The organism is Neobacillus piezotolerans (genome assembly GCF_003362805.1).
In the GTDB taxonomy this organism is placed as follows: Bacteria; Bacillota; Bacilli; order Bacillales; family Cytobacillaceae; genus Bacillus_D; species Bacillus_D piezotolerans.
Genome location: NZ_QNQT01000003.1, coordinates 375,572 through 390,110, shown reverse-complemented (window position 1 = coordinate 390,110; position 14,539 = coordinate 375,572). Strand labels below are relative to the sequence as shown.

17 protein-coding genes and 1 other annotated feature are annotated in these 14,539 nt (G+C 39.4%); of the genes, 9 read left to right on the top strand and 8 right to left on the bottom strand.

What is annotated here, in order from left to right; all coding sequences use genetic code 11:
- Positions 1-66: 66 nt before the first annotated feature.
- Positions 67-225 (bottom strand): hypothetical protein, encoded by a 159-nt coding sequence (locus DRW41_RS22975; protein WP_181884508.1) that lies wholly within the window; start codon positions 223-225, stop codon positions 67-69.
- Positions 222-851, bottom strand: coding sequence for a DUF2269 domain-containing protein (locus DRW41_RS10775; RefSeq protein ID WP_115451986.1), 630 nt, complete (start codon positions 849-851; stop codon positions 222-224). The genes DRW41_RS22975 and DRW41_RS10775 overlap by 4 nt, the downstream gene beginning before the upstream one ends.
- A gap of 188 nt (positions 852-1,039) precedes the next feature.
- Here DRW41_RS10775 and DRW41_RS10770 point away from each other — a divergent pair, with 188 nt between their 5' ends.
- The 3 genes from DRW41_RS10770 (at position 1,040) to DRW41_RS10760 (ending at position 2,687) form a co-directional block, all read left to right on the top strand.
- Positions 1,040-1,519, top strand: coding sequence for a MarR family transcriptional regulator (locus tag DRW41_RS10770; RefSeq protein ID WP_115451985.1), 480 nt, complete (start codon positions 1,040-1,042; stop codon positions 1,517-1,519).
- A 76-nt stretch (positions 1,520-1,595) separates the two neighbouring features.
- Complete coding sequence (locus DRW41_RS10765; RefSeq protein ID WP_115451984.1) at positions 1,596-2,141, top strand: DUF1697 domain-containing protein; 546 nt, start codon at positions 1,596-1,598, stop codon at positions 2,139-2,141.
- Positions 2,142-2,264: 123 nt separating this feature from the next.
- On the top strand, positions 2,265-2,687 hold the full coding sequence (locus DRW41_RS10760; RefSeq protein ID WP_115451983.1) for a VOC family protein: 423 nt from the start codon (positions 2,265-2,267) through the stop codon (positions 2,685-2,687).
- A gap of 789 nt (positions 2,688-3,476) precedes the next feature.
- Here DRW41_RS10760 and DRW41_RS10755 read toward each other — a convergent pair.
- Positions 3,477-3,755, bottom strand: a complete 279-nt coding sequence (locus tag DRW41_RS10755) for a hypothetical protein (protein ID WP_115451982.1) — start codon at positions 3,753-3,755, stop codon at positions 3,477-3,479.
- A gap of 60 nt (positions 3,756-3,815) precedes the next feature.
- Positions 3,816-4,250 (bottom strand): hypothetical protein, encoded by a 435-nt coding sequence (locus tag DRW41_RS10750; protein WP_115451981.1) that lies wholly within the window; start codon positions 4,248-4,250, stop codon positions 3,816-3,818.
- Positions 4,251-4,523: 273 nt separating this feature from the next.
- Here DRW41_RS10750 and DRW41_RS10745 point away from each other — a divergent pair, with 273 nt between their 5' ends.
- The 3 genes from DRW41_RS10745 to DRW41_RS10735 all read left to right on the top strand — a co-directional run bounded on the left by DRW41_RS10745 (position 4,524) and on the right by DRW41_RS10735 (position 5,990).
- The gene (locus tag DRW41_RS10745) at positions 4,524-4,739 is read left to right on the top strand and encodes a hypothetical protein (protein WP_115451980.1); all 216 of its coding nucleotides are present in this window, start codon (positions 4,524-4,526) and stop codon (positions 4,737-4,739) included.
- A 279-nt stretch (positions 4,740-5,018) separates the two neighbouring features.
- Complete coding sequence (locus DRW41_RS10740; RefSeq protein WP_115451979.1) at positions 5,019-5,495, top strand: GNAT family N-acetyltransferase; 477 nt, start codon at positions 5,019-5,021, stop codon at positions 5,493-5,495.
- 141 nt (positions 5,496-5,636) lie between these two features.
- Positions 5,637-5,990 (top strand): acylphosphatase, encoded by a 354-nt coding sequence (locus tag DRW41_RS10735; RefSeq protein ID WP_115451978.1) that lies wholly within the window; start codon positions 5,637-5,639, stop codon positions 5,988-5,990.
- A 197-nt stretch (positions 5,991-6,187) separates the two neighbouring features.
- Here DRW41_RS10735 and DRW41_RS10730 read toward each other — a convergent pair whose 3' ends face one another.
- Genes DRW41_RS10730 through DRW41_RS10720 form a run of 3 tightly spaced genes read right to left on the bottom strand, consistent with a single transcriptional unit; the run spans position 6,188 to position 9,942 of the window.
- Positions 6,188-6,946, bottom strand: a complete 759-nt coding sequence (locus tag DRW41_RS10730) for an ABC transporter ATP-binding protein (RefSeq protein WP_115451977.1) — start codon at positions 6,944-6,946, stop codon at positions 6,188-6,190.
- Positions 6,947-6,951: 5 nt separating this feature from the next.
- Positions 6,952-9,255, bottom strand: a complete 2,304-nt coding sequence (locus tag DRW41_RS10725; protein ID WP_115451976.1) for an ABC transporter permease — start codon at positions 9,253-9,255, stop codon at positions 6,952-6,954.
- 54 nt (positions 9,256-9,309) lie between these two features.
- Positions 9,310-9,942 carry a TetR/AcrR family transcriptional regulator gene (locus DRW41_RS10720; protein ID WP_115451975.1) on the bottom strand — a complete coding sequence of 211 codons (633 nt, stop codon included), beginning with the start codon at positions 9,940-9,942 and terminating at the stop codon, positions 9,310-9,312.
- Between the two features lie 293 nt (positions 9,943-10,235).
- On the opposite strand from DRW41_RS10720, the gene DRW41_RS10715 reads away from it, so the two are divergent.
- From DRW41_RS10715 to tyrS, 3 genes are all read left to right on the top strand, one after another.
- Positions 10,236-10,733, top strand: a complete 498-nt coding sequence (locus DRW41_RS10715) for a DinB family protein (RefSeq protein ID WP_115451974.1) — start codon at positions 10,236-10,238, stop codon at positions 10,731-10,733.
- Positions 10,734-11,086: 353 nt separating this feature from the next.
- On the top strand, positions 11,087-11,950 hold the full coding sequence (locus DRW41_RS10710; RefSeq protein WP_115451973.1) for an aminoglycoside phosphotransferase family protein: 864 nt from the start codon (positions 11,087-11,089) through the stop codon (positions 11,948-11,950).
- A 159-nt stretch (positions 11,951-12,109) separates the two neighbouring features.
- Positions 12,110-12,351 (top strand) — a binding site (T-box leader).
- Positions 12,352-12,401: 50 nt separating this feature from the next.
- Positions 12,402-13,616, top strand: coding sequence for a tyrosine--tRNA ligase (gene tyrS, locus DRW41_RS10705; protein WP_115451972.1), 1,215 nt, complete (start codon positions 12,402-12,404; stop codon positions 13,614-13,616).
- Between the two features lie 60 nt (positions 13,617-13,676).
- On the opposite strand, the gene DRW41_RS10700 is transcribed toward tyrS, so the two are convergent.
- Positions 13,677-14,309 carry a LysE family translocator gene (locus tag DRW41_RS10700; RefSeq protein WP_115451971.1) on the bottom strand — a complete coding sequence of 211 codons (633 nt, stop codon included), beginning with the start codon at positions 14,307-14,309 and terminating at the stop codon, positions 13,677-13,679.
- Positions 14,310-14,539: the final 230 nt, after the last annotated feature.

Sequence of the window (14,539 nt, the reverse complement as noted above, 5' to 3'; positions counted from 1 at the left end):
TACAGAAGAAACGTATCTAATTAACAGAGCTCCCAGTTTGTTAGAGGAAAAACCAGGAGCTTTGTTTTAATTCTCAATCGTTTTATTCTTTTGTAATAGTGATAATACTATTATGAAAATTAATCCGAAACCTGATCCTATGATAACTCCTGGAGCAGGATTATCTAGGGACAAACCAACACCAAACCCAATTAATAAACAAGCAATAAATGACCAAAATTTCATCTTTTTTCTCCTCCCTCTTGTTTAAGAAAAGGTTTTTGCACTTCTTTTATTTTCCCCCACGGCTTTAAATATGAAATTATTACTAAAAATATAATGAAGGAAAAAGAGATTGCGATACCAATGAATAACATTCCACGACTGTTGAGGTATAAAGGATTATTTAAAGGATGGATAGTGTTAACGAAAATATCTCCTGCCGTTTCATGAATCCAAATGCGCATATACGTTGAACCAAACAAAATGGCTATAAAAGTAACTCCAAGTTTAGCCATAATCCAATAGTATTTTGTCACCCCCCAATGTGTACGAACTGCTAACCAAATTCCGGTGAAAAAGGAGCCGATTCCACCTGGAATGATTAAAAACCAATCAAAGAATTCTATAAACAAATGTGCTGCATATATATGTTCTCTTTTAGTGATAAAATTGGTTGACATAGCCAATAATGTAGTCCCAAGCATACCCCCTATAAAAATAACTACAAAGAAAATATGTGATATTAACCACCAATTTTTTTGATTCATATTTAATTTATTACTCTTCTTTTTTCCAATCCAAATTGGGATAATAATAAGCAATACAAGCAATAATGTTGTCCCTAAAAATACACCTGCATCTTTACTCACGTTCAACTTCCTCTCATGTGTATTTGATAAGATTGGACCTATCTTTGCTTTAGAATCCTCATAACCAATATGAAAACTAAACTTTATTTTCGAAATAAGTTAATGGAATCTTTTTTGATTGATGATAAAATATAATTAAATTTAATTTATCTCGCGAGATAAGATAATTATAATTGGGGGTAGAAAATATGTCAACAACCAATGAAACATCACGAAAGAAATTAGTAAATGCTCTAAATGAAGAATTGAGAAATAATAGTTCAGCTACAATTTTGTTTCATCAATCAATTGCCAACAAGTTAGGACTAAACCCAACTGATCATAAATGTCTAGAAGTTATATTGAAGAATCAACCAATAACAGCTGGAGAGCTTGCTGAGATAACGGGTTTAACGACAGGGACAATTACTGGAGTGATAAATAGGCTTGAAGGAGCAGGGTATGCTTTCAGGGATAACGATCCACAAGATAAGAGGCGTGTAATTATTAGTGTAAATCAAGATAAAGCAAAGGAAGAAATAGTTCCTCTATTCAGTTCTTTTAGTGGAGAAATCTATAAAATGTTATCTGAATATACGGATCAGGAACTTCAATTAATTCTTGATTTTATAAAAAGTAGTAATCGGGTTCTTCTCGAAATGAAAGAGCGTATGTCGAACACCTACTGATGACCTTGACCACGAAATAGTCTTTGTATGATAAGGATTGTTGCTTTATAAGTTAAAAGGCGAAAGGAAGATGGCTATGGTCTATATCGCCCTTCTTCGGGGAATTAATGTGGGTGGAAAAAATAAAATTGACATGAAGTTGCTTAAACAAACGTTTGAACAAGCAGGAATGACCGAAGTCGTAACATACATCAATACGGGGAATATTATTTTTTCATACAAAGGCCAATCAAAGACGGAGCTATCACGTATTTTGGAAGAAGCGATACATGTTGATTTCGGATTGCAAATTAAAGTATTAGTTCTTAGCATCGCTGATGTAAGAGGGATTATTAACGCTATTCCCGACACGTGGAAAAATGACAAAGATATGAGAAGCGATGTCATGTTTTTATGGGATGAAATTGATGATGAAACTGTACTTGAGAATTTAGTCATCACCCCGAATATTGACAAGGTGATGTATGTACCCGGCGCGATTCTATGGTCCTGTGACAAGGAAAATGTTACAAAAAGCGGAATGGCCAAGATAATCGGATCAAAGTTTTACAAACAAGTTACTGTCCGGAATGTTAATACTGCTCGTAAGATATATGAACTCATGCAGTCTCAAAACAGTTAGATTGCTGATGAAAACATATGGGAACTAAACTTGACCTTAAAATTAGTGAATAGGATAGTTTAAATTTTTTATGTGTCAGCTAATTGAAGAAGGCTTTTTATACTATTTTAGTGGGAGGGGAATATGAAACCACGAATTTCGGTAATTACATTGGGTGTGGATGATTTGGAAAGGTCATTGAAATTTTATCAAGAAGGACTTGGGCTATCAACACAAGGTATTGTAGGTAAAGAATTTGAACATGGTGCTGTCGCCTTTTTTGACTTACAAGCAGGTTTAAAGCTAGCTCTTTGGAATAGAAAAGATATTGCCCATGATACTAAGCTTAATCAGACTTTGCCAAGCCCAACGGATTTTACTATAGGTCACAATGTAAGTAGCAAACAGGAAGTAGATACGGTTATGGAACAAGCAAAGAAAGCTGGTGCTACTATTACAATACCCGCAACTAAAACTTTTTGGGGTGGTTATTCAGGCTATTTCCAAGACCCGGATGGGCATTTGTGGGAAGTAGTTTGGAACCCAGAATGGGAGATTAAAGATTAGGTTCTGAGGAATTTTATATTTCAGAGAAAGGTGAGGGTATTTAGTGAGGCATAGGAAAATCACTCCGGAGGAATGGGAGAAGAATCGGGAAGCTCATTTTCGAGCTTTTATGATTCGGTTTAAGAAAAGAAGCCGGCGGGCTCATTTGTCGGTTGTGCGGGATAATGCAGATATTAAAATTGCAAGCAAAGGACAAGAAGAAAAATAAATCTTTTTGAGGTTAAAGGAATTTTGACAACCCAATCGGATTTTCGCCCGCGGTTGTCAGATATGTAGGCTTATTCTGACAACCCAACTGGATTTTCGCCCGTGGTTGTCAGATATCCAAGCTTATTCTGACAACCCAACCGGATTTACGCCTGCGGTTGTCAGATATCCGGGCTTATTCTGACAAGCCAACCGGATTTTCGCCCGCGGTTGTCAGATATCCAAGCTTAATCTGACAACCCAATCGGATTTTCGCCCGCGGTTGTCAGATATCCAAGCTTATTCTGACAAGCCAACCGGATTTACGCCCACGGTTGTCAGATATCCAGGCTTATTCTGACAACCCGCCCGGATTTTTGCCCGCGTTTGTCAGATATCCAGGCTTATTCTGACAACCCAACCGGATTTTCGCACACGGTTGTCAGATATCCAGGTTTTATTGATAAACGGGAAACGCCAAATCATTATAAAAATGATTGGTCCTATCCAGTTTGTTGGTGGAACGGTAAAAATGGATTAAATCGAGAAGCATTTATGATACTATTTCCTAATGCAGTAAAATAAATCACGCCTGTTTACCACTCAAAATAAAAATACTCTTATTAATACAGCTATTACCCAATATGGAATTAGGAAAATTCCGTACGTCATCAATAGCTCTTTATAACTAAATTGATTTTTAAAACAGTGAATGAGCATGGGTATGGAAGCAACGGTGTTAAATACAAAGGAACCCATAACAGCACTTTCCAACCAGTCATTTTTATCAGAAGACATGTAAAACCCCAATGCCATCGCACCCCATAAAAGTAAATGCAAGGGTAAAAAATTCTTATTATAGCTGTAAAGATGGTTAACCATGGGTTCCCTCCCCTCGAAGAAACCTTCCCCATGCGACTGCCTCACGCATATATAATTGAATTACTCCTCGAATTCCACATCATTTTGAATAACATCTGCTTTTCCCTTTGTCTCTAGAAATTCAGTCAATTCCTTCACAGAGGATTTGGACAGCTTAAACATCCCGCCATCGGCAGCATCCAAACTCTCCATATAGCTTTTCCCGTCGGAAGTGATCCATAATTCGTAGCCCTTATAATCTCCCTCTTTTGACATGATATTGATTGTCAAAGACGGCTTAGTCCGTATTAGTTTATCTTCATCCATTTTCTTTGCATCATGAACGGCATCGACAAAAACACGTTTGTCTTCTTTGTGCAACAACACGTCAACTTGTTGGTTTTTTACTCCGTTTTCCCAATAGTTAACATCGACCTCTACAACATTGTCAACTCCGCTGGTGAAAACTGCAAACAAAAATGTAACGATACGTAATAAAAAGAAAAAGTGTAACATAAAACTCTCTCCTTAACAGCGCTGCTTTAATTGTGTGCGTTCTGGTTGAGATAAATCATTATCTCAATACCCTAATTATTGGACAAGATATCATTCATACTTTTTGAAGGTTTATTTCCAAAATGGTGCTCGTGGATAGTTAAATGAATTGTAAGTCGAACAAGTTCTGCTACTTCCTCCTTGTAAATTTTCCACTTTGGGACAAAATATGGTACGGGACAGTGCTGGTAAAAATTTTGCGCTTTCCTATAAAAAGTGAGGGAGTGAAATACAGTGGCTGATAACAACGAGGACAAACGTAAGACTAATGATAGCGGGTCAATCGCATTTAATGTAGGCGTGGTTCCCGGGGATACAATGGCTGCCGCACTTGATCCATTTGGTTCCGTTGCAGGTGCTCCTACAGGCCAATCGCTGGAAAACAGGTCAGGTGTAGGTATTGTTGACGCAAACGAGGATGGCTCCAAAACACAAAATACTAATGAATAAAGCCATCCTTTAACCGAGCGGCTATAGCAGACTGTGGACTTCCAAATTGGGAGTCCATTTATTTTATAAATATTTTATTAATTCCAGTATTATTTAAAGTATCGAATTTCATATTGAAATCAGCTAAGGATTCAATAGTAAAGCTCAACACGGGCGTCGATCCAAGAAGGATTAACGGCCTTTTTTGTTGAATTCCTTAATGAACAAACTGGAGAATACTTCATAAATGTTTAAATTAATCGGTGGTTTGAAAAAATTTGTACCTTAATGAGGTGTAAAATGGAAATCGTGATGTTGCGTGACGTAATCGAGGAGGACCTGGAGATTTTTTTTGAACAGCAGATGGACACGACCGCTAATTTCATGGCCGCCTTTACTACAATGGACCCGTCTGACAATGTCGCTTTTAAGGCACATTGGGAGAAGATTTTAAACAATGAGGCGATTATAAAAAAGACGGTCATGTATGGCGGAAAAGTGGCAGGATATGTCTCAAGCTTTGAACAGTTCGGTGAACGGGAAGTCAGCTATTGGATTGGACGAGAATACTGGGGGAAAGGTGTAGCGACAGAGGCACTCTCTCAATTTCTGGATTGTATAACCATTCGCCCTCTTTATGCACGTGCGGCGAAGGATAACATTGCTTCCATTCGCGTATTAGAAAAGTGTGGATTTGAAATAAAAGGAGAAGACAAGGGATACTCCAATTCAAGATCTGAGGAAGTTGAAGAATTTATCCTGAAATTGTCTCAATAAAAAGCAGTTGTGGGTTCAACAAACGGAGACCTTAGCTCAGATAACCGCCCCCCTTAGAAGGCGGTTATCTTTATACTTAGAATCAACCTAATGGTTAAATAGCCAAAAGCTTCAAAATCGGCCATAAAAGGATGGGGAAAGATGAAAGTTTTAAAAAAACTAAGAGATGGATATGTAATTAGGCATGCAAATAATGTTAAGTTACCGCAATTTCCTTCAGGTAATAGGATCAGAAAGAGAATAGTTTTTTCGGGAAGAGTGCAAAAAGTAGGATTTCGCCTGGAATTATTTCGTATTGCCGAAAGATTGGACTTAACCGGGTGGGTAAAAAATTTAGAAGATGGAAGTGTGGAAGCTGAATTACAGGGGGAAGAATCGAAAATTCAGTTCTTGGTAAATTGCATGCAGTCATTGAAACGTGCATCAGTCAAGAAAGTGAATATAATTGATGTGCCTGTTAATGAAGATGAAGAAAACTTTACAATAGTGAGATAAGGTTTGGCTCTTTCTCGTCAGACATCAACCACTCTTTGACATTCTACCGGAATCTTCTTGATTTGAAGAGACATTCGTTTTCGGGATAAAGGAGAACCAGAACTTATTGAACACCGGCACGGGAACTCAATGAATAAATATACGCATACAAAAAGATGTTTGTGGTTCAATGAAGACTACAAACATCTTTTAAAAGGTTATATTCCTATTTCCAACATTTTTGAAGTTACCTTCTCGACCCTGTCCTCTATATCCAAACCATTAAACTTCGGCAGTTTCATTTCGCTTACGATTTTTCCGTCACGCATAAACAGTATACGTTCCGTCCTAGCTGCCACCTTTGCGTCATGGGTTACAATCATAACTGCAGTACCTTCTGTGTTAATTTCCGATAAAATATCCATAATCTCTTGCGCGGACTTTGAGTTGAGCGCCCCTGTAGGCTCATCCCCGAAGATGATTTTCGGATTGTTCATTAGCGCTCTGCATATTCCCGCACGCTGAAGCTGTCCTCCCGAAACTTGGGTGATATCACGCTTTTCAAGCTCTGAAATGCCTACTCTTTTCATAAGGCTTTTTGCCTTCTGCGCAATTGTTTCGGTGTTCTTTCTATTATCCTTTATTGACGGTAGGATGATATTATCAAGAATGTTCAAGTTTTTTAACATCGTCGGCTGTTGAAAAATAAATCCCATTTCTGTTCGGCGTATATCTGAAAGTTGCTTCTCTCCGATGGCCGATAAATCTTTGTTGTCAAAAACGACTGTTCCGCTATCAATACGATCCATCCCACTGAGTGCAAACATTAGCGTCGATTTTCCAGAGCCAGAAGATCCCATAATAGAAACGAACTCGCCCTCGTTAATTTCTACAGACACTCCGTCGAGGACATTGCGCTGCTCAACTCCCTCTCCGAAGGACTTTACAATAGAATCCCCATTAATAATCTTGTTCATATCTCCTACTCCTTTATATTTTCGGATATGTTTATTTGCCCTGTTCGTGTTGTGCCAATCACTGTTGCAAAAAGCACCACGCATATCATCATCAATGGACTTATCAGATACGCAGATAGCGGATTGACTTCGAAGTTAAACGTTGATGCCCCAAACGAGGAGATTACTGCACCCGCAAGCATTTCTCCAAGTGTGTTTGCCAAAAGTGTGCCAAGGAAAATTCCGATGATCAAAACGAAAACCGAGCGGGATACATATTGCACCTTAATATCCGAGTTTGTAAAACCGAACGCCTTCATGACGGCAATGGAATACCTGTCCTTTGCAATAAGCATTTTCATAAACAACAAGGTAACCAGAACCGTAATAACCAGCGCAACAGCAATTGCAGCGTAGGAAGCCATTTCGACGGAACTTATTGTCGAGCCGAAAGTCTGTAGAACAAATTCATCAATATCGGATGTCTTAGCAAAATCAAATTTTTCCGAGTATCCTAAAACCTTGCTGTCAATGAGGGATTTATCTGAAAGTTCAACACAAACGATGGTCCATATGACGTTCGCCGAATTGTCGGTGAATACAGCCTTTGCGGTTTTGCCACCGTTCGTTACATCGGAGTATATTCCTGTAACCGTGAGATTTTTCTCTTTCCCTTCAATCACCAGCGTAATGACATCACCGACCTTTTTACCCATCTCATCAGCATATATAGTCGACAGTGAGATTTCGTTTTCTGCAGCCGGTGCTCTCCCCTCAGAATACTCGATAGGAAATGCCGAATGGTCACCGAGTTCGACTTTCATGTTTTCCTCTGACCCATTGGTTTTTACTTTAAAAGTCTTAGTTGTCATAACGACATATTTTGAAACGTCACTGTCGCTTTCAATCGCCTTTACAATTTCATCGGTTTTGTCAGCTATACTGGTCTGAATCCGCAAATCATAGTTCCCAATCCCCATATATTCGATGAAGTTTTTAGACGAAATCGTGTTGTACAGGTTCTGAGGAACAATAATAATAAATGCTGAAATCACCAGGACTACAAGCATTGTGGCATAAAGTCTTTTTCTTGCGAGAACATCCTTAATTCCGAGAAAAACATTCGTGCTAAACAGTCTGTTTCCAGTTAAAGTAAAACGCTTGGCACCAGCTCTCTTTTCCTGGGAAGTACCAAAACGTATAGCTTCAGCAGCGGATATTTTCCGAAAACGTCTTAAGACTAGGTTTACATAAGTAACAATTGCAAGAAATACAAGGAATATGCCAATGACTCCCAAAACCATGGCAAAAGAAGAATTTTCGCTTTCGCCCATATAAAGCCGTATATTCTCAAGAAGCATACCTTGGAAAATAAGCGAAAGAATAAACCCAAGAATGCTGCCTGCCGCGGCAATTGCTGCATATTTCGCAAGATATATCTTCTTTATATCGGAAAGGCGGAGCCCAATTGCTTTCATCACGCCAATTTCACGATAGTCGTCTTCAATTTTTGCAAGGAGCGTAAAGCGTATGCTCATAAATGCAATTGCAATGACAAGTGCGCTTACAAGAAGGATAACCGAAATCATCATCCCGTCTGAAATGGCGTTCATCGTTTTGAAAAGCGAATAGGTAACCGTGGGTCCGTTCGCTTCAAGGCCTGCTGAAGCATAAGCTGTTTCAAATTCCCCTATCGCCGAGAAATCCTTTAATCGGAACTCAATCAGGTATTCGATACTGCCAAGGTCTTTGATTTCCGCAAAATCATTTTTGCTTACAAGAAATCTCTTTGATGCGGAGAGTGATGAATTCATAGTCGAATCACGGAGAAATCCCGCAACGGTAAATTCCTTCCCGCTTATTACGGCCTTGTCACCGATCTTTGTAGTTTTGTCCTTCATATAAGCTACTGGAACATAGATCTTGCCGTCAGATACGTTGATGATGTTCCCATTAAGATCAAGTAGATAGTCGAACTTTTCGTTCTGTATGCTGAAGCCGTTATCCTGAACACTATTCGCAAGCGAATGATCGCCTAAAATAATCTGCGAGCCATCCATGCCTAGAAACTCAACTACCTGATATTCTTCGACGCTGTTATTTTGCTCAGCAAAGGATGCAAGCCGATCCATATCGATTTCACCCGAGTGCATCTGCATAAAATGTGGCGTTTCCGCCTTTTCCATAAGAGTATCCAGCGCTCCCGTTAGATTGATTACGAGAATCGCTGCGAGTGAAACAAGCATAGCTGCTGCTGCGACAAATATCATGGTAGTCAGGGTAATCGCTTTACTCTTTAACATGTCGTTACGAATTATTCTGTAATACATAAGCCACCTCTGTTTTAAGCTATTTGCCCATTAACAATAAGAGTATTCTGAGTTCTATTCTTCGCCGCCAAACATCTTCAAAACTTCCATCAAACTCCCATTTTCAGCTCCAAGAAGCCTTTCTGCATTGAAAATAAACGCATGTATGCGCGAAGCACGCTGCTCGGCGGTCATTTCAACCATATCGTCGTCAAAAACAGTATTCATGTAGGTCACAATCATTTCCATGCACTCGTATGGGTACGGTGTTTGGAAAATCCCCTGTTCAATGCCATCTTGGATAATTTCGGCCATAATAGGCGTAATGCCGTTAATAATGAACTTTTTTATTTTCTGATGCATAAGAGCGTTCTGTGGCTTATGAATGTGATCCATTATTTCCTTGCTGCTTCCACCCTTTAGGTTCATGGAAATTACGACACGAATGATCCGTTCGATTATGGGGATGCGTTTGTCCTTGGAAGTTTCCTTTGCTACACCTAAAAGATGGTTACTATAGCGGTCGATCAGCGCATCCATAAGATCCTCTTTCGACTTAAAATGATAGTAAAGCGTCCCGCGGGCAATTCCAACCTTATCGAGAATATCCTTTGTTGTTGTCCCGTCAAACCCCTTTTTACCGAAAAGCTCATCCGCTGCATCCAGTATTTCGTTCCTGCGTTCCTCGGCCTTTTTAACAACTCTCATCCTCATGCCCCCTAATTATTGACCGACTGTCAGTCGATTTAAGAATAGCATTCTATTTTAATTAGAAGTGTTAAAAATGTGTAAAATTTTATCAATTTTACAGAAAAATACCTTACATTCGAAATGAATACTTGACCATTTTCCTTTGCCCAAGAAGGATTAAGGCAGCTTTTTGTTGAATTATTTTTAGTTAAAGTGGAGTATTAGTCAAAACTGTCAATTCCGAAAAACTTAATAGTATCGAAAAATCAAAGATTTGAAAGATTACACTAAACAGTGAGGAGATTGATCGTATGCAAGTTGTAACCAAAATGTTTTTAGAACATCTCGACATGCATTTTCATGAGAATGAGTGGTTTGCATCCATGGATCAGGCGCTTCATGGAGTCACCGCAGCTGAGGCAGCATGGACAAGTTCGGGAACCAGCAATTCGATTTGGCAGATTGTCAATCACCTGATATTTTGGAATGAAGACGCAATCCACCGAATTAAAGGCACAGAGAACCCGCATAAGCCAGAAGACAATGAAGAAACTTTTGGAAATCCGGGGAATCCAGAAGACGAAAACGGGTGGGCTCAGACAGTGCAGCGCCTTAACGAAGTCATGAACAAAATGAAAACGGTCATTGCGGACCTTGACGATGAAAAATTAAAAGCTCCTTATGCAGCTAACAGGTACTCGATTGAGCGTTTACTCAGCAATATCATGATGCACGATACGTATCATCTCGGCCAAATTGTTCTGTTGAGAAAGCTGCAATCCTCTTGGGGTGGCGTAGATTGGTCCTAAAGCACAGCGGCCTTCCCCGCCTTAATTGGGAAAAATGCAAAGACCGTTAAGAAATGTAATTATCCAATTACTGAAAGCGTTGATCTTAGAAGGATTAACGCTTTTATGTTTTTCCCGCCAGGACAAAAAGGAAAAAACAAGTTGTTTATCGAATAAAGGGAAGGATGAGGAAATTAATAGGAGATATCGATTGCCATAGGATTATCCTATTAAGCAACTCCAGGCGCCAAAGTGCTCATCGTTTTTTTGAAAGGGAAGGATACGACGGCTGCGTAAGTAAGGGGTTTAAAAAATATTTATAATGAGCTATTTAGGTTGGATGCTAGCTTCATTAAAAGATAGGGAGAGTTTTAATGCTAAATCGCGTCATTCAACAATTCAAATTACATATTCAATCAATAAACGAAGTAGAAGATTCCCATAGTTCCACAGTCTATAAATGTAATTTGCCAAAAGGTGAAACTGTTTTTGTGAAAATTCCCTATACGAAATTAAAATTTCAGCGTGAGTTAGAGGCCTATGAAATTTTGAGGGGAAGGGTTTCGATACCGGAATTACTCGACGTTTGGCCTGGTGATGGGGAGTGTCCGGGCGCCTTTTTATTGTCCGAGTTAAAAGGAAAACCGTTGATACCTGATACTTCGCACACCGTAGCCTATCAAGTTGGGGTCCTTCAAGCAGGGATGCATTCGGTACAGCCGCCTGTCGGGAAAGAGTTGACCGGTATAAAAAACGAATTTACCGACTGGTCTAACTTCATTGAACGGCAATTTTACAGTTTTGCCGCAGATGTAAAGGACGTATTGGATTCGCGACTATACGAACAAGCCATTACTAAATTTGAAAAAATCAAGGGCCAGCTACCGTCTCCGGATGGACCAAGTTTTGTACATATGGATTTCCGGCCTGCCAATATCATTGTTGATGGCGATAAGGTTTCCGGAATCATCGATTTTGAGAGTGTCCGGTTTGGCTCGACAGAAATTGATTTCACAAAACTGTATCGTGATTATTTGAGCTTCGATTCTGACTTGTATAAGTCTTATCAAGAAGGATATAACAGTGTCAGGCCATTGATTGATTTGGAAATCGTGCTGCCTTTTTATCAATTCACAGATGCTTTCAATAGTATCGGCTGGTGCAAACGCCGGGGGATTGAGAAACATGCTGTGTTTTTGGAAAAGAATTTATCGCTTTTAAAGGGTTTTTTACAATAAATCACCAGTGGGCAGGCTAGTCTACTCTACTCAAAAAGTACCTTGATTCAAAAATATCAGTGGGACGTAATATTATCTAAGACTTCCTTAAAGGGTAAGAAATAACCTTTTGACATTTTAAGGTATTACGTTATAATGATGATAATTTAACTGAAAACTTTAAAAGCGATGATAAGAAAGAGTAACATAAGCAGAAGCAAACAGAAAGCTGCCGGATGATGAGAGGCGCGTGCGGAGTTTATGCGAATACGTCTTTGAGCTGTGTACCGAATCTTAGTAGGCTACACCGGGGTTGCTGCCGTCATCACAGCAAGGGTATCGCGAATCGCCGTACCAATCGAGGGTAACTGTGTGAGCAGCTATTAAATAAAGGTGGTAACACGTATATAAGCGTCCTTTAGGTTTTTTACCTAAAGGGCGTTTTTTATTTGATTTTAAAGGAGAGATAGGGATGTTTCTAGTACCGGAAGAGCAATTGCCAATCATTTTAAAGGGAGTTCAAACAGTCGTTGATGAAAGAGAATTAAAGGATAAATTACAATACTCTTACGATACCCGCAAGCCGCTTATTGTAAAATTGGGACTGGATCCTTCTGCTCCCGATATACATTTGGGGCATGCAGTGGTACTTCGCAAAATGAAACAATTGCAAGATTTAGGGCATCAAATTGTTATTATTATCGGGGATTTCACTGGGCGCATAGGTGATCCAACGGGCAAATCGAAAGGCCGTGCCGCACTTTCAAGTGAACAAGTAAAGGAAAATGCAAAAACGTACTATAATCAAATTTTTAAAATATTGGATGAAAATAAAACCATTGTTCGTTTTAATAGCGAATGGCTTTCAGCATTAAACTTTGAGGACGTTATTCAGTTAGCAAGTTCTATTTCTGTTGCCCGGATGTTAGAACGGGATGACTTCCAAAAGCGCTACAAAAATGAAGTACCAATTAGTTTGCATGAATTCTTTTATCCGCTCATGCAAGGATATGATTCGGTTGAAATAAAAGCGGATATTGAGTTGGGCGGTACAGACCAAACGTTCAATATTTTAATGGGGCGCCAACTTCAGAAGCATTTTGGCCTCGAAAAGCAAATTGCTTTGTTTATGCCATTGCTAGAGGGGCTTGATGGTATTGAAAAAATGAGCAAGTCTTTAGGCAATTACATTGGCGTAAATGAAGCACCGGAAGTGATGTTTAAAAAGGTCATGGAGGTGCCGGACTCATTAATCATTAAATACTTTGAACTGGCGACAGATGAGCATCCATCCAGGATTGGGAAGACCCAAGAGCGTTTAGAACAAGGTGAAAATCCACGGGATATTAAGCTTGAACTTGCAGAGATTATTACGACACTATACCACGGAGAGGAGGAGGCGGAAAAAGCGTTTGATTTTTTTAAAACTGCATTCCAAAAAAGAGAAATTCCAGAAAACATACCAATGCTGACATTAACTTTAGAACATCAGACACTTGAACAAGTAATTCCGTTATTAATTGAAAATCAGCTTGTTAAAAGCAAAAGCGAGTTCATCCGTTTAATTTCACAAAATGGGGTTTCGCTTAATCAGCAGAAACTTCGAAAAGAAGACCTGGTAAATGTGATTCAATCAAAAGACGTTTTGCAAATAGGAAAGAAGCGATTTATACAATTTATGAGATAAGATGTCCTCAAACAAAAAAGCCCCTTGATTCGGGAAAATTCAAAGGGGCTTACTTATACATTAATTGTGCGCTTTCTCCAAGGCCAGTTTAATGCCAAAGCCAATCAAGATGGTGCCTGTAATGCCTTCAATGATACTTTGCGTTTTGGGCTTTTTCATGAAAACACTGATATGATTAATCAAAGTGACATAAATCAAGAACCATACGGCGGTCAAGACAGTGTATGTTATGCCCATGATTAAAAACGGAATAAAGGTGCCGCTGCCTGGATGAACGAATTGCGGCAAAAGGGTCAGGAACAGGACAGCCACTTTTGGATTGAGGATATCCGTCAGGAACCCTTGCTTAAAACACGATTTGTTCTCATACCTAGTGTTGGTGACCGCTTCAAGACTGGCTGTTTCATCCTTTTTCCTCAAGGACCATAATGCTTTGACGCCCAGGTAAATTAAATAAACCGCGCCGACGTATTTGAGAATCGAAAACAAAATGGCCGATTTCATAATGAGTGCTGAAAGCCCCAAGATTGCGGCGGAAGTGTGGATGAGAAGGGCGACACAAGTGCCGGTAGCCGTCTTAAGCCCGCCGACTTTCCCCGCAGTAATCGTATTTTTCGTCACAACCGCAATATCCGGACCAGGCAAAACAATCAAAAACAAACTCATAATCAAAAACAGAAAGAAATTATCCACGAAATCAACCCCGATCCATATAAAATCTTACTCCGTATTATATAGGAATCGCGTACAGTGTGGAAGCCTGAAACAGGGGACGTCCCCGCCGTTTCACACCAAAGTATTTACATAAAGAAACAAGTAAATCCACTTCCAAATCACCTTGAAGGATTTAATCGTTCGTCCAAATACCAAAAACATTATATAATATTCTAATTGGTCGGAATCTGCCGTGATAAAAGCGAAAT